The organism is Streptomyces sp. NPDC018964, assembly GCF_044390325.1.
GTDB lineage: Bacteria > Actinomycetota > Actinomycetes > Streptomycetales > Streptomycetaceae > Streptomyces.
This window is the reverse complement of record NZ_JBIRYZ010000026.1, coordinates 58,101-71,583: the sequence shown is the minus strand read 5'-3', so window position 1 is coordinate 71,583 and position 13,483 is coordinate 58,101. Positions and strand designations below refer to the sequence as shown.

General features: G+C 72.1%; 19 protein-coding genes. 15 read left to right on the top strand and 4 right to left on the bottom strand.

From position 1 onward, the window contains the following. Position 1: 1 nt before the first annotated feature. From ACH5AO_RS31300 to ACH5AO_RS31275, 6 genes are all read left to right on the top strand, one after another. The gene (locus tag ACH5AO_RS31300) at positions 2 to 1,045 is read left to right on the top strand and encodes a hypothetical protein (RefSeq protein ID WP_398930525.1); all 1,044 of its coding nucleotides are present in this window, start codon (positions 2 to 4) and stop codon (positions 1,043 to 1,045) included. A gap of 129 nt (positions 1,046 to 1,174) precedes the next feature. After that, complete coding sequence (locus tag ACH5AO_RS31295; protein ID WP_398930523.1) at positions 1,175 to 1,918, top strand: DUF2993 domain-containing protein; 744 nt, start codon at positions 1,175 to 1,177, stop codon at positions 1,916 to 1,918. A 197-nt stretch (positions 1,919 to 2,115) separates the two neighbouring features. Continuing rightward, positions 2,116 to 2,196 (top strand): Ms5788A family Cys-rich leader peptide, encoded by an 81-nt coding sequence (locus tag ACH5AO_RS31290; protein WP_398930626.1) that lies wholly within the window; start codon positions 2,116 to 2,118, stop codon positions 2,194 to 2,196. A gap of 126 nt (positions 2,197 to 2,322) precedes the next feature. After that, a complete protein-coding gene (locus tag ACH5AO_RS31285) occupies positions 2,323 to 3,168 on the top strand; it encodes a sulfurtransferase (RefSeq protein WP_398930522.1) in 846 nt (281 codons plus the stop codon). A gap of 42 nt (positions 3,169 to 3,210) precedes the next feature. Then, entirely contained in the window at positions 3,211 to 3,498 is a 288-nt protein-coding gene (locus tag ACH5AO_RS31280; RefSeq protein WP_004986406.1) for a DUF1416 domain-containing protein, read from the top strand. An 87-nt stretch (positions 3,499 to 3,585) separates the two neighbouring features. Further along, positions 3,586 to 3,846 (top strand): DUF3099 domain-containing protein, encoded by a 261-nt coding sequence (locus ACH5AO_RS31275; RefSeq protein WP_398930520.1) that lies wholly within the window; start codon positions 3,586 to 3,588, stop codon positions 3,844 to 3,846. A 10-nt stretch (positions 3,847 to 3,856) separates the two neighbouring features. Here the strand turns inward: ACH5AO_RS31275 and ACH5AO_RS31270 are convergent, their stop codons facing one another. Further along, positions 3,857 to 4,219 carry a DsrE family protein gene (locus ACH5AO_RS31270; RefSeq protein ID WP_398930518.1) on the bottom strand — a complete coding sequence of 121 codons (363 nt, stop codon included), beginning with the start codon at positions 4,217 to 4,219 and terminating at the stop codon, positions 3,857 to 3,859. A gap of 191 nt (positions 4,220 to 4,410) precedes the next feature. On the opposite strand from ACH5AO_RS31270, the gene ACH5AO_RS31265 reads away from it, so the two are divergent. The 6 genes from ACH5AO_RS31265 (at position 4,411) to ACH5AO_RS31240 (ending at position 9,061) form a co-directional block, all read left to right on the top strand. Continuing rightward, a complete protein-coding gene (locus tag ACH5AO_RS31265) occupies positions 4,411 to 5,127 on the top strand; it encodes a hypothetical protein (RefSeq protein ID WP_398930516.1) in 717 nt (238 codons plus the stop codon). Continuing rightward, a complete protein-coding gene (locus tag ACH5AO_RS31260) occupies positions 5,124 to 5,954 on the top strand; it encodes a hypothetical protein (protein ID WP_398930514.1) in 831 nt (276 codons plus the stop codon). Before ACH5AO_RS31265 ends, ACH5AO_RS31260 begins: the two co-directional genes overlap by 4 nt. Further along, a complete protein-coding gene (locus ACH5AO_RS31255) occupies positions 5,951 to 6,814 on the top strand; it encodes a hypothetical protein (RefSeq protein WP_398930512.1) in 864 nt (287 codons plus the stop codon). The genes ACH5AO_RS31260 and ACH5AO_RS31255 overlap by 4 nt, the downstream gene beginning before the upstream one ends. 226 nt (positions 6,815 to 7,040) lie before the next feature. Next, entirely contained in the window at positions 7,041 to 7,616 is a 576-nt protein-coding gene (locus tag ACH5AO_RS31250; RefSeq protein ID WP_398930510.1) for an FABP family protein, read from the top strand. A 32-nt stretch (positions 7,617 to 7,648) separates the two neighbouring features. Further along, positions 7,649 to 8,086, top strand: coding sequence for a Fur family transcriptional regulator (locus ACH5AO_RS31245; protein ID WP_398930508.1), 438 nt, complete (start codon positions 7,649 to 7,651; stop codon positions 8,084 to 8,086). 9 nt (positions 8,087 to 8,095) lie between these two features. Next, positions 8,096 to 9,061 (top strand): YgfZ/GcvT domain-containing protein, encoded by a 966-nt coding sequence (locus tag ACH5AO_RS31240; protein ID WP_398930506.1) that lies wholly within the window; start codon positions 8,096 to 8,098, stop codon positions 9,059 to 9,061. Positions 9,062 to 9,092: 31 nt separating this feature from the next. On the opposite strand, the gene dtd is transcribed toward ACH5AO_RS31240, so the two are convergent. Next, complete coding sequence (gene dtd, locus ACH5AO_RS31235) at positions 9,093 to 9,518, bottom strand: D-aminoacyl-tRNA deacylase (protein ID WP_398930505.1); 426 nt, start codon at positions 9,516 to 9,518, stop codon at positions 9,093 to 9,095. Positions 9,519 to 9,695: 177 nt separating this feature from the next. On the opposite strand from dtd, the gene ACH5AO_RS31230 reads away from it, so the two are divergent. Next, positions 9,696 to 10,331 (top strand): aerial mycelium formation protein, encoded by a 636-nt coding sequence (locus ACH5AO_RS31230; RefSeq protein ID WP_398930503.1) that lies wholly within the window; start codon positions 9,696 to 9,698, stop codon positions 10,329 to 10,331. A 134-nt stretch (positions 10,332 to 10,465) separates the two neighbouring features. After that, positions 10,466 to 11,722, top strand: coding sequence for a GNAT family N-acetyltransferase (locus ACH5AO_RS31225; RefSeq protein ID WP_398930501.1), 1,257 nt, complete (start codon positions 10,466 to 10,468; stop codon positions 11,720 to 11,722). A 171-nt stretch (positions 11,723 to 11,893) separates the two neighbouring features. On the opposite strand, the gene ACH5AO_RS31220 is transcribed toward ACH5AO_RS31225, so the two are convergent. Beyond that, positions 11,894 to 12,079: a hypothetical protein gene (locus ACH5AO_RS31220; protein ID WP_398930624.1), complete on the bottom strand. Its 186-nt coding sequence runs from the start codon at positions 12,077 to 12,079 to the stop codon at positions 11,894 to 11,896. Positions 12,080 to 12,331: 252 nt separating this feature from the next. Between ACH5AO_RS31220 and ACH5AO_RS31215 the strand changes: the two genes are divergently transcribed. After that, the gene (locus ACH5AO_RS31215; protein ID WP_398930499.1) at positions 12,332 to 13,171 is read left to right on the top strand and encodes a GntR family transcriptional regulator; all 840 of its coding nucleotides are present in this window, start codon (positions 12,332 to 12,334) and stop codon (positions 13,169 to 13,171) included. Positions 13,172 to 13,204: 33 nt separating this feature from the next. On the opposite strand, the gene ACH5AO_RS31210 is transcribed toward ACH5AO_RS31215, so the two are convergent. Next, a complete protein-coding gene (locus tag ACH5AO_RS31210; protein WP_398930497.1) occupies positions 13,205 to 13,393 on the bottom strand; it encodes a hypothetical protein in 189 nt (62 codons plus the stop codon). Positions 13,394 to 13,483: the final 90 nt, after the last annotated feature.

The window sequence follows — 13,483 nt, the reverse complement described above, 5'->3', positions numbered from 1 at the left end:
GATGACGAACCAGCCGTACGGGGCGTACGACCCGTACCAGGATCCGCAGCGGGCTCAGGGCGTGTGGCCGGGGCAGCAGCAGGCGTACGAGGATCCGTACGCGGACCAGCAGTACACGCAGCAGTGGCAGGGGCAGACGTGGGAGACGCAGCCGCCGGTGGCCGCGGCGGTGTACGCCCCGGTCTCCCCCGCTCCCGCTCCGGCCCCCGTTCCCCGGGCGGCCCCGGAGGTCCCGGCGGCCCCGGAGGCCCCGGCGGCCGACGGGTCCGGGCCCGAGTACGGGCCGGCCACGCTGGGCGGGAACTCGCGCGTCACCGACGCGCAGCGGGCGCGGGCCGAGGGGCGGTCGCCGATCATCGAGCCCGGCATCCAGCCGGCGGTGCTCACCGCGCTGCTGGGGCTGTTGCTGGCGGGCGGGGCGGCGCTGGGGACGTACGCGCTGCTGGTGCCGCTGGTGCTGCTGCAGGGGCTCACGGCGGCGGGCTGGTTCCGGCTGAACGGGATGTGGCCGGCGCGGCAGGGCATCGCGCTGGGGTTCCTCGGCGCGCTGGCCGCTGACGCGGCGCTGCTGGTGTCCGACCGGTCGCCCGCGGCGATCCTGGGGACGCTGGGGGTGTGGGTGCTGCTGTCGCTGGTGCTGCAACTGCGGTCGCACGCGGATCCCGACGAGCGGATGTACGGCCTGATGGCGACGGTCGTGGCGGCGGCGCTGGCGATCGCGGCGGGCGGCTACCTGGCGGCGGACGCGTCCGCGGTGACCGTGGGCGCGGTGGCCGTGGCGGCGGGGGCGGTGGCGCGGGCGCTGCCGTTGCCGACGCCGGTGTCCGTGGTGGCCGCGCTGCTGGCGGCGGCCGGGGCGGGGTACGCCGTCGACGGTCCGGCGGGGGCGGCGCTCGGCGCGGGCGCGGCGGTCTGCGCGCTGATCGGCCACCGGGTGGCCTCGTACGACTACCCGTCCCGCTTCGTCCACTTCACGGCGGGCGTGGCCCTGCCGCTGGCCGCGGCGGCCCCCGCGGTGTACGTCCTGGGGCGGCTGGCCGGCTGACGGCCGGCGGGTGGGACGCCCGCGGCGCGGTCCCTTGTCACAGGTGATCGACAATCCCCCGGCTCCCACCCGCCACAGGGTTACCCTCGCGGCACGACCTCGTCGAAACCGCCAGGTGGGGGACACCGCATGCGCGCACTGCGAATACTGCTCATCGTCATCGTGATACTCGGCGGGATCTTCGTCGTCGTCGACCGCGTGGCCGTCGACTTCGCCGAGGGCGAGGCGGCGGACAGACTGAGGGCGACCGAGAACCTGGCGAGCACCCCCGACGTGTCGATCAACGGCTTCCCCTTCCTCACCCAGCTCGCCGGCGGCACCCTCGACGAGGTGGAGGTGGGGATCCAGGACTACGAGGCCGGCACCGGCGACGACGCCCGGCGGATCCGCATCGCCGACCTGCGCGCGGACATGAACGGCGTCGACTTCTCCACCGACTTCAGCTCCGCCGTCGCCGACAGCGCCACCGGCACCGCCACCGTCGCCTACGACGAGCTGCTGAAGGCCGCCGGCAAGTCCGAGCCCAGCCAGGTGGCCCCGGGCGTCACGGCCAGGATCGTCGGCCTGTCCGACGGCGGCAACGGGAAGATCAAGGTCGCGCTGGAGGCCACCGTGCTGGGCGCCGAGCTGCCCGAGCCGGTCTCCGTGCTCAGCTCCGTGACGGTCGTGGACGGCGACACCGTGCGCGTGAAGGCCGACGCGGTACCGGAGATCGGCGGGGCCGAGATCGTCGAGTCCAGCGTGCGGCGGACCACCGACTTCGAGCAGCGGATCGACGGACTGCCCGGCGGCATCCGGCTGGACAAGGTCGAGGCCGCGGAGGACGGCGTGGAGATCACGGTGAAGGGTTCCGACGTCCGGCTGGTCGGGTAGGGAGTGGTGTGACGGGGGAAGTTGTCCGACAGACGAGACGGGGGCGTCCGCAGGGCAGAAGTGAGGACGGGACCGGAAGGGCCCGGAGGGCGGGGAGGGCCGCTCCCGCGGTACTTCGTCCCGCATTCCGGACGATCCCGTCTCACCATGCGACATACCGGTGACATGCCCGCCCGTCCCTCCTTACGATCGGACGCATGGAACGACAGGCGGATCTCACGAAGCGGCGGGCAGTAGACCTGTGCCGTGTCGCCGCCATGCTCTGTCGTTCCTTCTGAGCGGACGTCGACGTCCGCGTTCCCGCCCCCGTCCCCGCTGAGGGCACCCGTGCGCCGGACCCGCCGAGGCCGCGCGCACCCTCCCGCCCGCACACCCCGCCGCAACTGCCCCGGAGGAGAAGAAGCATGAGCCGCAGCGACGTCCTGGTCGACGCCGACTGGGTCCAGGAGCACCTGGACGACCCGACCATCGCCATCGTCGAGGTGGACGAGGACACGTCCGCCTACGAGAAGAACCACATCAAGAACGCCATCCGGATCGACTGGACCAAGGACCTGCAGGACCCGGTCCGCCGCGACTTCGTCGACCAGGAGGGCTTCGAGAAGCTCCTGTCGGACAAGGGCATCGGCAACGACCACACGGTCGTCCTCTACGGCGGCAACAACAACTGGTTCGCCTCGTACGCCTACTGGTACTTCAAGCTGTACGGCCACCAGGACGTCAAGCTCCTCGACGGCGGCCGCAAGAAGTGGGAGCTCGACGCCCGCGAGCTGGTCCCCGGTGACGAGGTGCCGGAGCGCCCGAAGACCGAGTACAAGGCCAAGCCGCAGGACACGTCCATCCGTGCCTTCCGCGACGACGTCGTGGCCGCCATCGGCGCGCAGAACCTGGTCGACGTGCGCTCGCCCGACGAGTTCTCCGGCAAGCTGCTCGCACCGGCCCACCTGCCGCAGGAGCAGTCGCAGCGCCCGGGCCACGTCCCGACCGCCGCCAACATCCCCTGGTCGAAGAACGCCAACGACGACGGCACCTTCAAGTCCGACGACGAGCTCAAGGCGCTCTACGAGGCCGAGCAGGTCGACCTGGCCAAGGACACCATCGCCTACTGCCGCATCGGCGAGCGCTCCGCGCTGACCTGGTTCGTGCTGCACGAGCTGCTCGGCGTGGAGAACGTCAAGAACTACGACGGCTCCTGGACCGAGTACGGCTCCCTCGTCGGCGTGCCGATCGAGCTCGGCTCCGGCAAGTAACCCCTCCCCACCGACCTTTCCAGACCACTTCAGGAGTACGACATGTGCGGTGCGAAGGCCGGCGGCCCGGACGCCTCGACGATCAAGCCCGGTGAGACCACCATCCAGGGTCAGGTGACCCGCGACGGAGAGCCGGTGACGGGCTACGTCCGTCTGCTGGACTCGACCGGCGAGTTCACCGCGGAGGTCCCGACCTCCGCCACCGGACAGTTCCGCTTCTACGCGGCGGAGGGCACCTGGACCGTCCGCGCCCTGGTGCCCGGCGGCACCGCCGACCGCACGGTCGTCGCCCAGCAGGGCGGTCTGGCCGAGGTCGCGATCGCGGTCTGAGGACACGGGAACGGCCGGAGGGCCGCACCCCACGGGTCGGACGCTCGGGGTGCGGCCCTCCGGCGTGTCCGGACCTACGCTGGACGTATGTACGCGCGCAGGCGGCACGCCTACTTCGCCCTGATGGGCACCTGCGTCGGGCTGTTCGTCCTGGCCTGGGGCGTGGTGCGGCTGTGGTCGATGCCGGCGGCCGTGGGCATGTGCGTGGTGGCCATGGTGATCCCGCCGGTCGCCGCGATGGTCGCCAACCGGCGTGGCCCGGAGGACCGCTGGTGGGACGACCCGTCCGGCGATCCGACGTCCGACGAGTGGTGGGACGAGCTGGACGGCAGGAAGCGGCCCCGGTAGGGCGGGCCGCTCAGTAGACGAGCGCCTGCGTCCCGTCCGCCATCGCCTCCTGCACGAAGACCTGCGCGCCGGCGATCCGTACGCCCTCGAGGACGTCCTTCTCGGCGATGTCGCGGCGGGCCGCGCACTGGGTGCACAGGGTGACCCGGCCGGTGGCCAGGATCGTGTCCAGCAGGTCGGGCAGCGGGGCGGCGTGCGGCAGCTCGAACTCGGCCGCGCGGCCCGGCAGGGCGAACCACGCGGACTCGCCGGTGAGCCACAGGGAGACCTCGACACCGCTGGCCGCGGCCACCGCCGCCACCGTGAACGCCTGCGAGCAGCGCTCGGGTGCGTCGGTTCCCGCGGTCACTTTGATCACAAGCTTCTTGGCCATGACCGAATCGTAATCATGATCGACACAACTTCGGCCGACGCCTGTGGGTCTCCTGTGCGCGCGTGAACGGAATACGCGCTTCACCTTCTGTGGGGGACGTCTTGGAACAACCTGAAGAAGCGGCCGACGCCCCGGCCCCGGAGGCTCCGGAGGTTTCTGTGGACGGGACCCCGGAGGCCCCGGCTCCGGACGTGTCCCGGAAGCGCCGGCCGGGGCGGACGGCCGTGCTGATCGCCGCCGCGGCCGTGCTCGGCGTGGTCGCCGGAACCTGCGCCGGATACCTCGTACAGGCCGACCGCGAGCCCACCGGGCTGCCGCCGCTGTCGCAGCCGGTGCTCACGCAGGCCGAGGGCGAGGCGCCCGAGCCGTTGTCGGCCGGGCGGGACCGCCGCGTGCGGACCGACGGCGACCTGCGCGAGCTGCTGCTGGAGAAGCCGCGCGGCGCGCGGGAGCCCGACTGGCCGGTGGGCGAGGACGGCTGGATGGACCTCGCCGAGTACGCCGGTTACTACGAGGGGGCCGGCTCGGTCTTCGGGCAGCTGGCCATGGACGGGTTCCGCAGGGCGGCCGTCGTCGGCTGGCGCGACGACGACGACCACACCGTGGAGATCCGGCTGGTCCAGTTCCGCCAGGAGGAGGGCCTGGCGGCCGCCGACCACACCGAGAGCAGCCACTACTGGGCGGACGAGGCGGCGGACACGGACAGCTGGGCCGTCCCCGGCACCGGGGACGGCAGGGCGTACGTCCACAACAGCCCCGATACCGAACCCGGTTACGAGCCCCTGTACGCCGCGGAGGCGCACGCCTGGCGCGGTGACGTCTCCATGGAGATCTGGGTGTACGGGACCGAGCCCGTTCCCAAGAAAATGATCATGGACCTCGCCGAGCGGCAGATGGAGCGGCTGTGAACGAGACGCGGAGTACGGCACCCCTGCCGCCCGCCCCCGACGGCGCCCCTGACGGCGCTCCCGCCGCGGCCCCCGCGAAGCGGCCCGTGCGGTGGGGCCGCGTCGCCTCCGCCGTCGGCTCCGTGCTGCTCGCCGGGGCCGTCGTCACGGGCGTCGGGTACACCGTCGTGACCGTGCGGGACGCCGACCGCGAGGCCGGCGCGGCCACCTGGAAGTTCCCCGAGCCGGCGGCCGCCGAGGAAGGGAGGACCGAGCGGCGGGGACTGGCCGCGATGCTCGTGCCGTACGGGTACGACCACTGGTTCCCGGGGCCCGACTTCGGCGAGTTCGGCTCGGACGCGCAGCTCAGCGGCGCCCAGGCCACGGCGCTGCAGAAGGAGTCGCTGCGCGATCTGCCGCGCTCCCAGCGCAAGCGGCTGGAGAAGGAGATCGACGGCTGGCGCGTCGAGGGCATGGCGATGCGCAGCTACACCAGCGGATCGAACAGCGTCTACAACGAGGACGAGGTCCACACCGTGGGCATCGTGCTCGCCCGGATGGAGAACAAGGCCGCCGTGCGGGACTTCGCGCGGTTCCAGACCGAGTTCCTCGACGCCCTGGACATCTTCCGCGAGGGGCCAAAGATCAAGGGCCACGAGGACGCCCGGTGCTTCCTGCCGCCGGCGGACACGGAGACCGACCTCGACATGATGCAGTGCTCGGCCCGTGTCGGGAACGTCCTGGTCACCCTGACCGCGGACGGCGCGAAGCCGCTGGACACCAGAAGCGTCGCCGCGCTGTTCCGCGAGCAGCTCGACCGCATCGACGAACCGGGGAAGGCCGTATGACCGAGCAGCCGCAGACCCTCGTACCCGCCCCGCCCGCGGAACCGCCCGCCGCACCCGCCGTGCCGGAGGCGATGGCCGGCCCCGGGCGGCCGCCGCGCGAGGACCGCCGGGTGCTGCGCGCCGCCCTGCGCTGGACCGCCGCCGTGGCCGTCTTCGCCGTGGCCGGCGCGGGCACGGCGTACGGCATCACGCGCATGGAACGGACGGACGTGCCCGGCCTGGCGACCGCCTCCGACGGGCGGTGGGACTACCCGGAGCTGACGAAGCCGCCGCTGCCCGCCGGCAGCCCCGGACCGCAGGCGGAGTCCAACCCGGCCGGCACCCACCACGCCGACCTGCGCGCCCTGCTGCTGCCCGCCCCCGAGGGGGCGGAGGAGGACGAGGCACTGCGCGGCACGGACGGCTGGCTGGACATGGACGACTTCCTCGAGGAGTACCAGGAGGGCGACGACCGGGACACCTTCCGGCAGGAGCTCGTCGACAACGGTCTGCGGCACGTCGCGGCCCGCGGCTGGACGACCGCGGACGGCACCCGGACGCGGATCTACCTGCTGCGGTTCGACACGGCGGGCGTGGTGGAGCAGGGCTTCTTCGTGCCCCACTTCTCGTACGTCTCGGCCTACCAGGTCCGGGGCGCCGACTTCACCGACAACGACGACTCGTTCCCGGTGAAGTCGGAGGTCGCGGGGGTCCGGCGCTCGGCCCAGGTCGAGACCGAGCCGTACGGCGCCGAACAGGACCGGCAGGCCTACCTCGCCGCCGGCGACGTCCTCGCCGTCGTGCTGCAGTCCCGGAAGGGGACCGCGCCCGCCGTGCCGTTCCGGCAGACGGTCGTGCTGCAGAGCCAGCTGCTGGGCTGAGACGGGGGAGGCACACCTCGCACGACAGGGGCCGGCCCCGGCCGCGTAAGCTGGGGCCCGGCCCCGTGCACACCACCGCACCCCCCGCTCAAGGAGCACCCCGTGGTTATCTTCTTCGAAGCCCTGCTGGTCCTGGTCGCCGTCGGCGTTCTCGCCTTCGCCGGGCTGACCGTGAAGAAGCTGTACCAGGGCCAGCGCTGATCACCGACGCCAGGAAGTTCCGCTCATGATCGAGATCCCGTCCGACCTGCACAAGGACCTCGTCCCGCTCGCCTTCCTGCTCGGCAACTGGGCCGGCGCGGGCGTGCACGACTTCCCCGGCGCCGAGAAGTGCAACTTCGGCCAGGAGGTCACGTTCACCCACGACGGCCGGGACTTCCTCGAGTACAGCTCCCACACCTGGGTGCTGGACGGCGACGGCAACAAGGTCCGCCCGCTGGAGTCGGAGCACGGCTTCTGGCGGATCGACGCCGACCGCAAGGTCGAGGTGACGATGACCCGCGACGACGGCGTCATCGAGATCTGGTACGGCGAGCTGGCCCACCAGAAGCCGCAGATCGACCTGGTCACGGACGCGGTGGCGCGCACCGCCGCCGCCCGCCCCTACAGCGCCGGCAAGCGGCTGTACGGCTACGTCAAGAGCGACCTGATGTGGGTCGGCGAGAAGCAGACCCCCGAGGTCGAGCTGCGCCCCTACATGTCGGCGCACCTGAAGAAGGTCGTCACCCCGGAGGAGGTCGAGCGCTGGGCCAAGGCCCTGCCCGACGACATGCCCGACGACGGGATCGCCTTCTTCAAGTAGGCCTCCCGCCGGGAGGTCCTAGACTCGTGGGTGTGGTGAGCACCGACTGGAAGAGCGACCTCAGGCAGCGCGGCTACCGGCTGACCCCGCAACGGCAGCTGGTGCTCGAAGCCGTGGACACCCTGGAACACGCGACCCCCGACGACATCCTCGGCGAAGTGAGGAAGACGGCGTCGGGGGTCAACATTTCCACCGTGTACCGCACGCTGGAGCTCCTCGAGGAGCTGGGCCTGGTCAGCCACGCCCACCTCGGGCACGGCGCGCCGACGTACCACCTCGCCGACCGGCACCACCACATCCACCTGGTCTGCCGGGACTGCACGAATGTGATCGAGGCCGACCTGTCGGTGGCCGCCGAGTTCACCGCCAAGCTGCGCGAGCAGTTCGGTTTCGACACCGACATGAAGCACTTCGCGATCTTCGGCCGGTGCGAGGACTGCTCCCGGAAGGCCTCGGCCACCGAGTCGTAGGCTTGGCACATGAAGAGCCCTCTGCTGACCCTGCCCGGCGCCGTCCCCGCCGAGGGCGTGGACGAAGGCGTGGCCGCCCACTACGGCGACCTGTTCCGCGAGCAGCGCGCCCTCGCCGACGGCACCGGTTTCGTCGACCTGTCCCACCGCGGGGTCGTCACCGTCTCCGGCCCCGAACGGCTGGCCTGGCTGCACCTGCTGCTCACCCAGCACGTCAGTGACCTGCCGCCGCACCAGGCCACCGAGGCGCTGATACTTTCCGCCAACGGCCACATCGAGCACGCGCTCTACCTGGTCGACGACGGGGAGACGGTCTGGGCGCACGTCGAGCCCGGCACCCGGGAGGCGCTGATCGCGTACCTGGAGTCGATGAAGTTCTTCTACCGGGTCGAGGTCGCCGACCGCACCGCCGACACCGCGGTGGTGCACCTGCCGGCCGGGTCCATCGCGGAGGCGCCCGAGGGGGTCGCCGTCCGCGAGACGCCGTACGGGCGTGACCTGTTCCTGCCGCGCGCCGACCTGGAGTCGTACGCGCGGAAGGTGGGACCGGCCGCCGGGATCCTCGCCTACGAGGCGCTGCGGGTCGAGCGGCACCGGCCGCGGCTCGGCTTCGAGACCGACCACCGCACCATCCCGCACGAGCTGGGCTGGATCGGCAGCGCCGTGCACCTGCAGAAGGGCTGCTACCGGGGTCAGGAGACGGTCGCCCGGGTGCAGAACCTGGGGAAGCCGCCGCGCCGGCTGGTCTTCCTCCACCTGGACGGCAGCGAGGTGCACCTGCCGGTGGCGGGGACCGAGCTCCGGGTCGCCGACGACGGGCCGGACGGGCGGAAGATCGGGTTCGTCACCACGTCCGTACGCCACCACGAGCTGGGACCGGTCGCGCTGGCGCTGGTGAAGCGGAACGTGCCGGTGGACGCGCGGCTGCTCGCGGGGGACACGGCCGCCGCGCAGGAGACCGTCGTCGAGCCCTGAGCCGTACGGCTCGGATCTTCAGCCGTACGGCTCAGATCTCCAGCAGGACGGTGAACGGGCCGTCGTTGGTCAGCGAGACGCTCATCCTCGCGCCGAAGCGGCCCGTCTCCACCGTCGCGCCCAGCGCGCGCAGTTGCGCCACCACCTCGTCGACCAGCGGCTCGGCGAGGTCACCGGGGGCGGCGGCGTTCCAGGTGGGGCGGCGGCCCTTGCGGGCGTCGCCGTACAGGGTGAACTGGCTGATCACCAGCAGCGGGGCGCCGGTGTCGCTGCACGACCTCTCGTCCTGGAGCATCCGCACCGACCAGAGCTTGCGGGCGAGTCGCTCCGCCTTCTCCTTGGTGTCCTCGTGGGTGACGCCGACGAGGACGCACAGCCCCTCGCCCTCGATCGCCCCCACCGTCTCGCCGTCCACGACGACACGCGCGCCGTCGACCCTCTGCACCACTGCTCGCATACGACCATCATGCCGGTCGGCGAACAGGCGGCCGAGGGCGGCCCGCGCGGAACCCCGGTCGGGCTATTTTTACTCCTTAGCGTCCATCTGGGGCGGATCGGGGGCACTCGCTCACATTGCGGCTGCTTGGGGTGGCACGATGCTGGCACATGCCGGTCGAGGGGACGGTTGAGGCATATGAGCACACCGGGGATCGGACAGCCGCTCGAGGCTGTCCTGTCGGCCCAGGCGGGAATCGGGGAACGGGAGTTCTGCCGGCCGCCCACACAGCGCACGGACAGTCCGGTGCTGCCCGAGGACCGGGTGGTGCGCGATCTGATCGTGCTCAGCCTGGCCGAGCTGCGCGCGATGCGTCGGGACGCGCAGCGCGACGAGGCCGACCTCAGTTACGTGCGGCGGCTGCTGCAGGGACGGATCGACATCCTGCGGGCGGAACTGGCCCGGCGCCTGCTGCCGGAGGGCGTGCCGTCGGTCGCCGCGCCGGGGGAGGCGTCCGTCGTCGAGCGGCTGGGGGAGATCCTGCGGGACACCCCGGCCCGGCACCGTTCCTCCGCCCGGCACGTGACGCTGGGGACGCCGCGGAGCGAGGAGTACCGGCGGCTGGCGGCCGAGATGCTCGCCGAGGTGGAGCTGTCCGACCTGGGCGCGCGCACGGACGTGGAGCTGAACACCGCGATGGGGCGGCTCGTGCGGTACGAGCAGCAGGTGTCCCGGCGGCGGCAGCGGCTGCAGCGCACGGCCGACGAGTGCAGCGCGGAGATCGCGCGCCGGTACCGGGACGGGGAGGCACAGGTCGACGACCTGCTCGCGTGAGCACCGCGCGGGGGAGCCGGGGGAAACCCGGGAAACCCCGGGAGGGACGTCGGAGGGACCTCGGAGAGATCTCGGTGGGTTCCTCGGGAAAAACCTTTTCGACACCCGGCGCGCGGCCGACCTACCGTGAGCCCATGACCTCCCGCGACGCCATCGACGTACGTCCGATCACCGAGGCCGAGTTCGCCGACTGGCACCGTGCCATGAACACCGGGTTCCTGCGGGAACCCACCCTGTCCGAGGAGATCCTCGACACGCGCCGGGCGCAGTTCACGCCCGGCCGGTCGGTCGGGGCCTTCGACGACGGGCGCTGCGTGGCGACGTTCCGGTCCTTCGCGCAGGAGCTCACGGTGGTCGGCGGGGCGACCGTGCCCGCCGACGCCGTCACCAACGTCACCGTCACCCCCACCCACCGCCGGCGCGGACTGCTCACCCGGATGATGGCGCGGGACCTCGCCGCCGCGAAGGAGCGCGGGGACGTCGTCGCGACGCTGATCGCGGCCGAGTACCCGATCTACGGCCGGTACGGTTTCGGCCCGGCCACCACGGCGACCGAGTGGACGGTCGACGTGCCGCGCGCCGGTCTCGACCCGCGCCGGGCCGGCCCGGAGGACGGCGGCCGGATCGACCTGGTGGACGCGGAGGACGTCCGCAAGCTCGGCCCCGAGCTGCACGAGCGGCTGCGCCGCACGGTGGCGGGCGTGGTCGGCCGGGACGAACTGTGGTGGAAGGTGACGACAGGGGCGGTGCGCTTCTGGCCGGCCTTCCAGGAGCCGTACTACGCGGTGTACCGCTCGGCCGCCGGCGAGGTGGAGGGCATGGCCGCCTACACGGCCGACGACGACTGGGGTGACGCCAAGCAGCCGTTGAACACGGCGCGGGTGAAGTGGCTGACCGGGGTGACCCCGGCGGCCGAGCGCGCGCTCTGGCTCTACCTGTGCTCCATCGACTGGGTGGTGCGGGTGAAGAGCGGCTGGCGGGCGCCCGACGACCTGCTCCCGCACTTCCTGCCGGACCCGCGCGCCGCCGCCGTGACCACGCAGGCGGACTGGCTGTGGGTGCGGATCCTGGACGTCGTACGGGCTCTTCGAGCGCGGACGTACGAGGCCGCGGGGTCGCTGGTGCTGGAGGTGGCCGACCGGGCCGGACTGGCCGGGGGCCGCTTCCGGCTGGAGGCGTCCGCGGACGGGACCGGAAGCTGTGCGCCGACCACCGAGAGCGCCGATCTGACCCTGGACGTCGCCGAGCTGGCCGTGCTGTGGCTGGGCGACGAGTCGGCGGTGCGGCTGGCGGCGCTGGGCCGGGTCCGGGAAGAACGAGCGGGCGCCGCCCGTCGGGCCGACGCCCTGCTGCGTACCTCCAGGCGACCGTGGTGCCCGGACGTGTTCTGAGCGCTGTCGCCCTCGCGCCCCGCTGCCCTCCTCCTTCCGCCGACGACGGGTGACTCATCCGTAGCGAGCTGTTCGGTTGTGGTTGTGGTTGTCGTGCGGGTGGTGCCCGTCGGCGGGACTCCCGGCTCCCCTCCGGAAGGGAGTCCGGCCGGCGGTCCGTGCGGTGCGCTGTCAGCCGGGCTGGGCGAGCAGCATCACGAGGATGACCGCGCCGATACCGCTGATCAGGGTGTTGCGTGCCTTGACGCCCACGGTGAGGGCGACGAAGGCGATGATTCCCATCGGCCCGTACTTCCACTGGACGAGTTGCTCGAACCCGATGGCCAGGGCTGCGAGGACGATGGCGATGAGCGGCATGGCGGTCCCCCTTGTCATTCGCGGCTTCCCTCCTCTCTCTCCCTGATGGCCAACTCCTCGGATGGTCGACCAGGTTGTGAAAGTTGGTTGCCAACTTGCTCCTAGTTATAGCCACTTGGAAGAGGCTTATAACCACCCTCCGCTGAACTGCCCGAAGATGGCGGGAAGTTGTAGTGTTCGATCGTGGATCCGGAACGCACCTCCGCCGATGGGCGGAAGAAGCCACAGCGGCCACGGAGAACACATCACGAGGTGGCCGACGAACTGCGCGCGCGGATCAGGTCCGGGGCGCTGCGGCCGGGGCAGCGCCTGCCCACCCAGGCCCAGCTCGCCGCCGAGTTCGGCGTGGAGCGCCCCGCGGTGCGCCAGGCGCTGCGCGTCCTGCACTCCGAGCACCTGCTCGCCGACGTCTCCAAGGGCACCCCGGCGACCGTCGCCGCGAACCCCGGCAGGGCGCCGACCGGACCCTCGGCACCCCCGCTGCCCACCACCGTGGGCCTCGCGCCCAGGATCGCCGCCGCCTTCGAGGCCGAGCACGTCGAGATCGACGCACTCTGCCTGACCTCGGTCTCCCTCACCCTGGCCATCGGGGAGCCGCTGCGCCAGATCCACTCCGGGCGGCTGAAACCGGCCAAGATCGACGTCCGGGTCCTGCTGCCCTCCCGGAGGATCAACCTGGCCTTCCCCGTCCCGGTCGAGGGCGGGGAGGGCGCCGAGGGCCCGGTCCACGAGCGGTGGCTGGTCCAGCGCAACGCCCAGGGCCAGGTGCTCCGCCACAACCTGCTCGCGCTGCGCACCACCCACGGCGTCGACGTGAACGTCTCCTTCCGCGCGCTGCCGTTCACCCCGCCCGTGAAGCTGTACCTGCTCAACGGGGAGGAGGCGCTGTTCGCCTACTACACGCTGGCGCGCAGCGAGGCGCAGATCGACCAGGAACACCTGGAGACGTACGACGCGCAGGGCGTCCGGTCCCTGCTGTTCGCCTTCGAGCAGGGGGCCGTCCTGCGGGACACCGCGTTCGTGGAACAGTCGGCCCTGTGGTTCGACGCGTTGTGGGAGACGATCAGCTCGGAGCTGGTGCTCACGGGCTGAGGCCTCCCGCGGGGCCGGGGCCGCGGTCGCTCCTCACAGGGCCGGCCTCGACACCAGCAGGGCGAGCAGGACCGCGCCGGCGGAGCTGACCCCCGGTCTGTTGGACCTGATGCCCGCGGCGAGCAGCAGCAGGCCGAGGATGCCGGCCGCGCCGTACTCCCACCGGACGAGCTGTTCGGCGGTGACGACCAGGACGGCTGGGACGAGGGCGAGGACGGACACGGCGTGTACCTCCTTCGGGTGCGGGCCGGGGCTGTGGAACCAGAGAACCACCAACTTGGAGAAGTTGGCAACCAACTATGCGATAGTTGT

Coding starts and splice junctions, on each gene's coding strand:
- ACH5AO_RS31300 (WP_398930525.1), top strand. CDS start 2: ATGACGAACCAGCCGTACGGGGCGTACGACCCGTACCAGGATCCGCAG.
- ACH5AO_RS31295 (WP_398930523.1), top strand. CDS start 1,175: ATGCGCGCACTGCGAATACTGCTCATCGTCATCGTGATACTCGGCGGG.
- ACH5AO_RS31290 (WP_398930626.1), top strand. CDS start 2,116: ATGGAACGACAGGCGGATCTCACGAAGCGGCGGGCAGTAGACCTGTGC.
- ACH5AO_RS31285 (WP_398930522.1), top strand. CDS start 2,323: ATGAGCCGCAGCGACGTCCTGGTCGACGCCGACTGGGTCCAGGAGCAC.
- ACH5AO_RS31280 (WP_004986406.1), top strand. CDS start 3,211: ATGTGCGGTGCGAAGGCCGGCGGCCCGGACGCCTCGACGATCAAGCCC.
- ACH5AO_RS31275 (WP_398930520.1), top strand. CDS start 3,586: ATGTACGCGCGCAGGCGGCACGCCTACTTCGCCCTGATGGGCACCTGC.
- ACH5AO_RS31270 (WP_398930518.1), bottom strand. CDS start 4,219: ATGGCCAAGAAGCTTGTGATCAAAGTGACCGCGGGAACCGACGCACCC.
- ACH5AO_RS31255 (WP_398930512.1), top strand. CDS start 5,951: ATGACCGAGCAGCCGCAGACCCTCGTACCCGCCCCGCCCGCGGAACCG.
- ACH5AO_RS31250 (WP_398930510.1), top strand. CDS start 7,041: ATGATCGAGATCCCGTCCGACCTGCACAAGGACCTCGTCCCGCTCGCC.
- ACH5AO_RS31240 (WP_398930506.1), top strand. CDS start 8,096: ATGAAGAGCCCTCTGCTGACCCTGCCCGGCGCCGTCCCCGCCGAGGGC.
- dtd (WP_398930505.1), bottom strand. CDS start 9,518: ATGCGAGCAGTGGTGCAGAGGGTCGACGGCGCGCGTGTCGTCGTGGAC.
- ACH5AO_RS31230 (WP_398930503.1), top strand. CDS start 9,696: ATGAGCACACCGGGGATCGGACAGCCGCTCGAGGCTGTCCTGTCGGCC.
- ACH5AO_RS31225 (WP_398930501.1), top strand. CDS start 10,466: ATGACCTCCCGCGACGCCATCGACGTACGTCCGATCACCGAGGCCGAG.
- ACH5AO_RS31220 (WP_398930624.1), bottom strand. CDS start 12,079: ATGCCGCTCATCGCCATCGTCCTCGCAGCCCTGGCCATCGGGTTCGAG.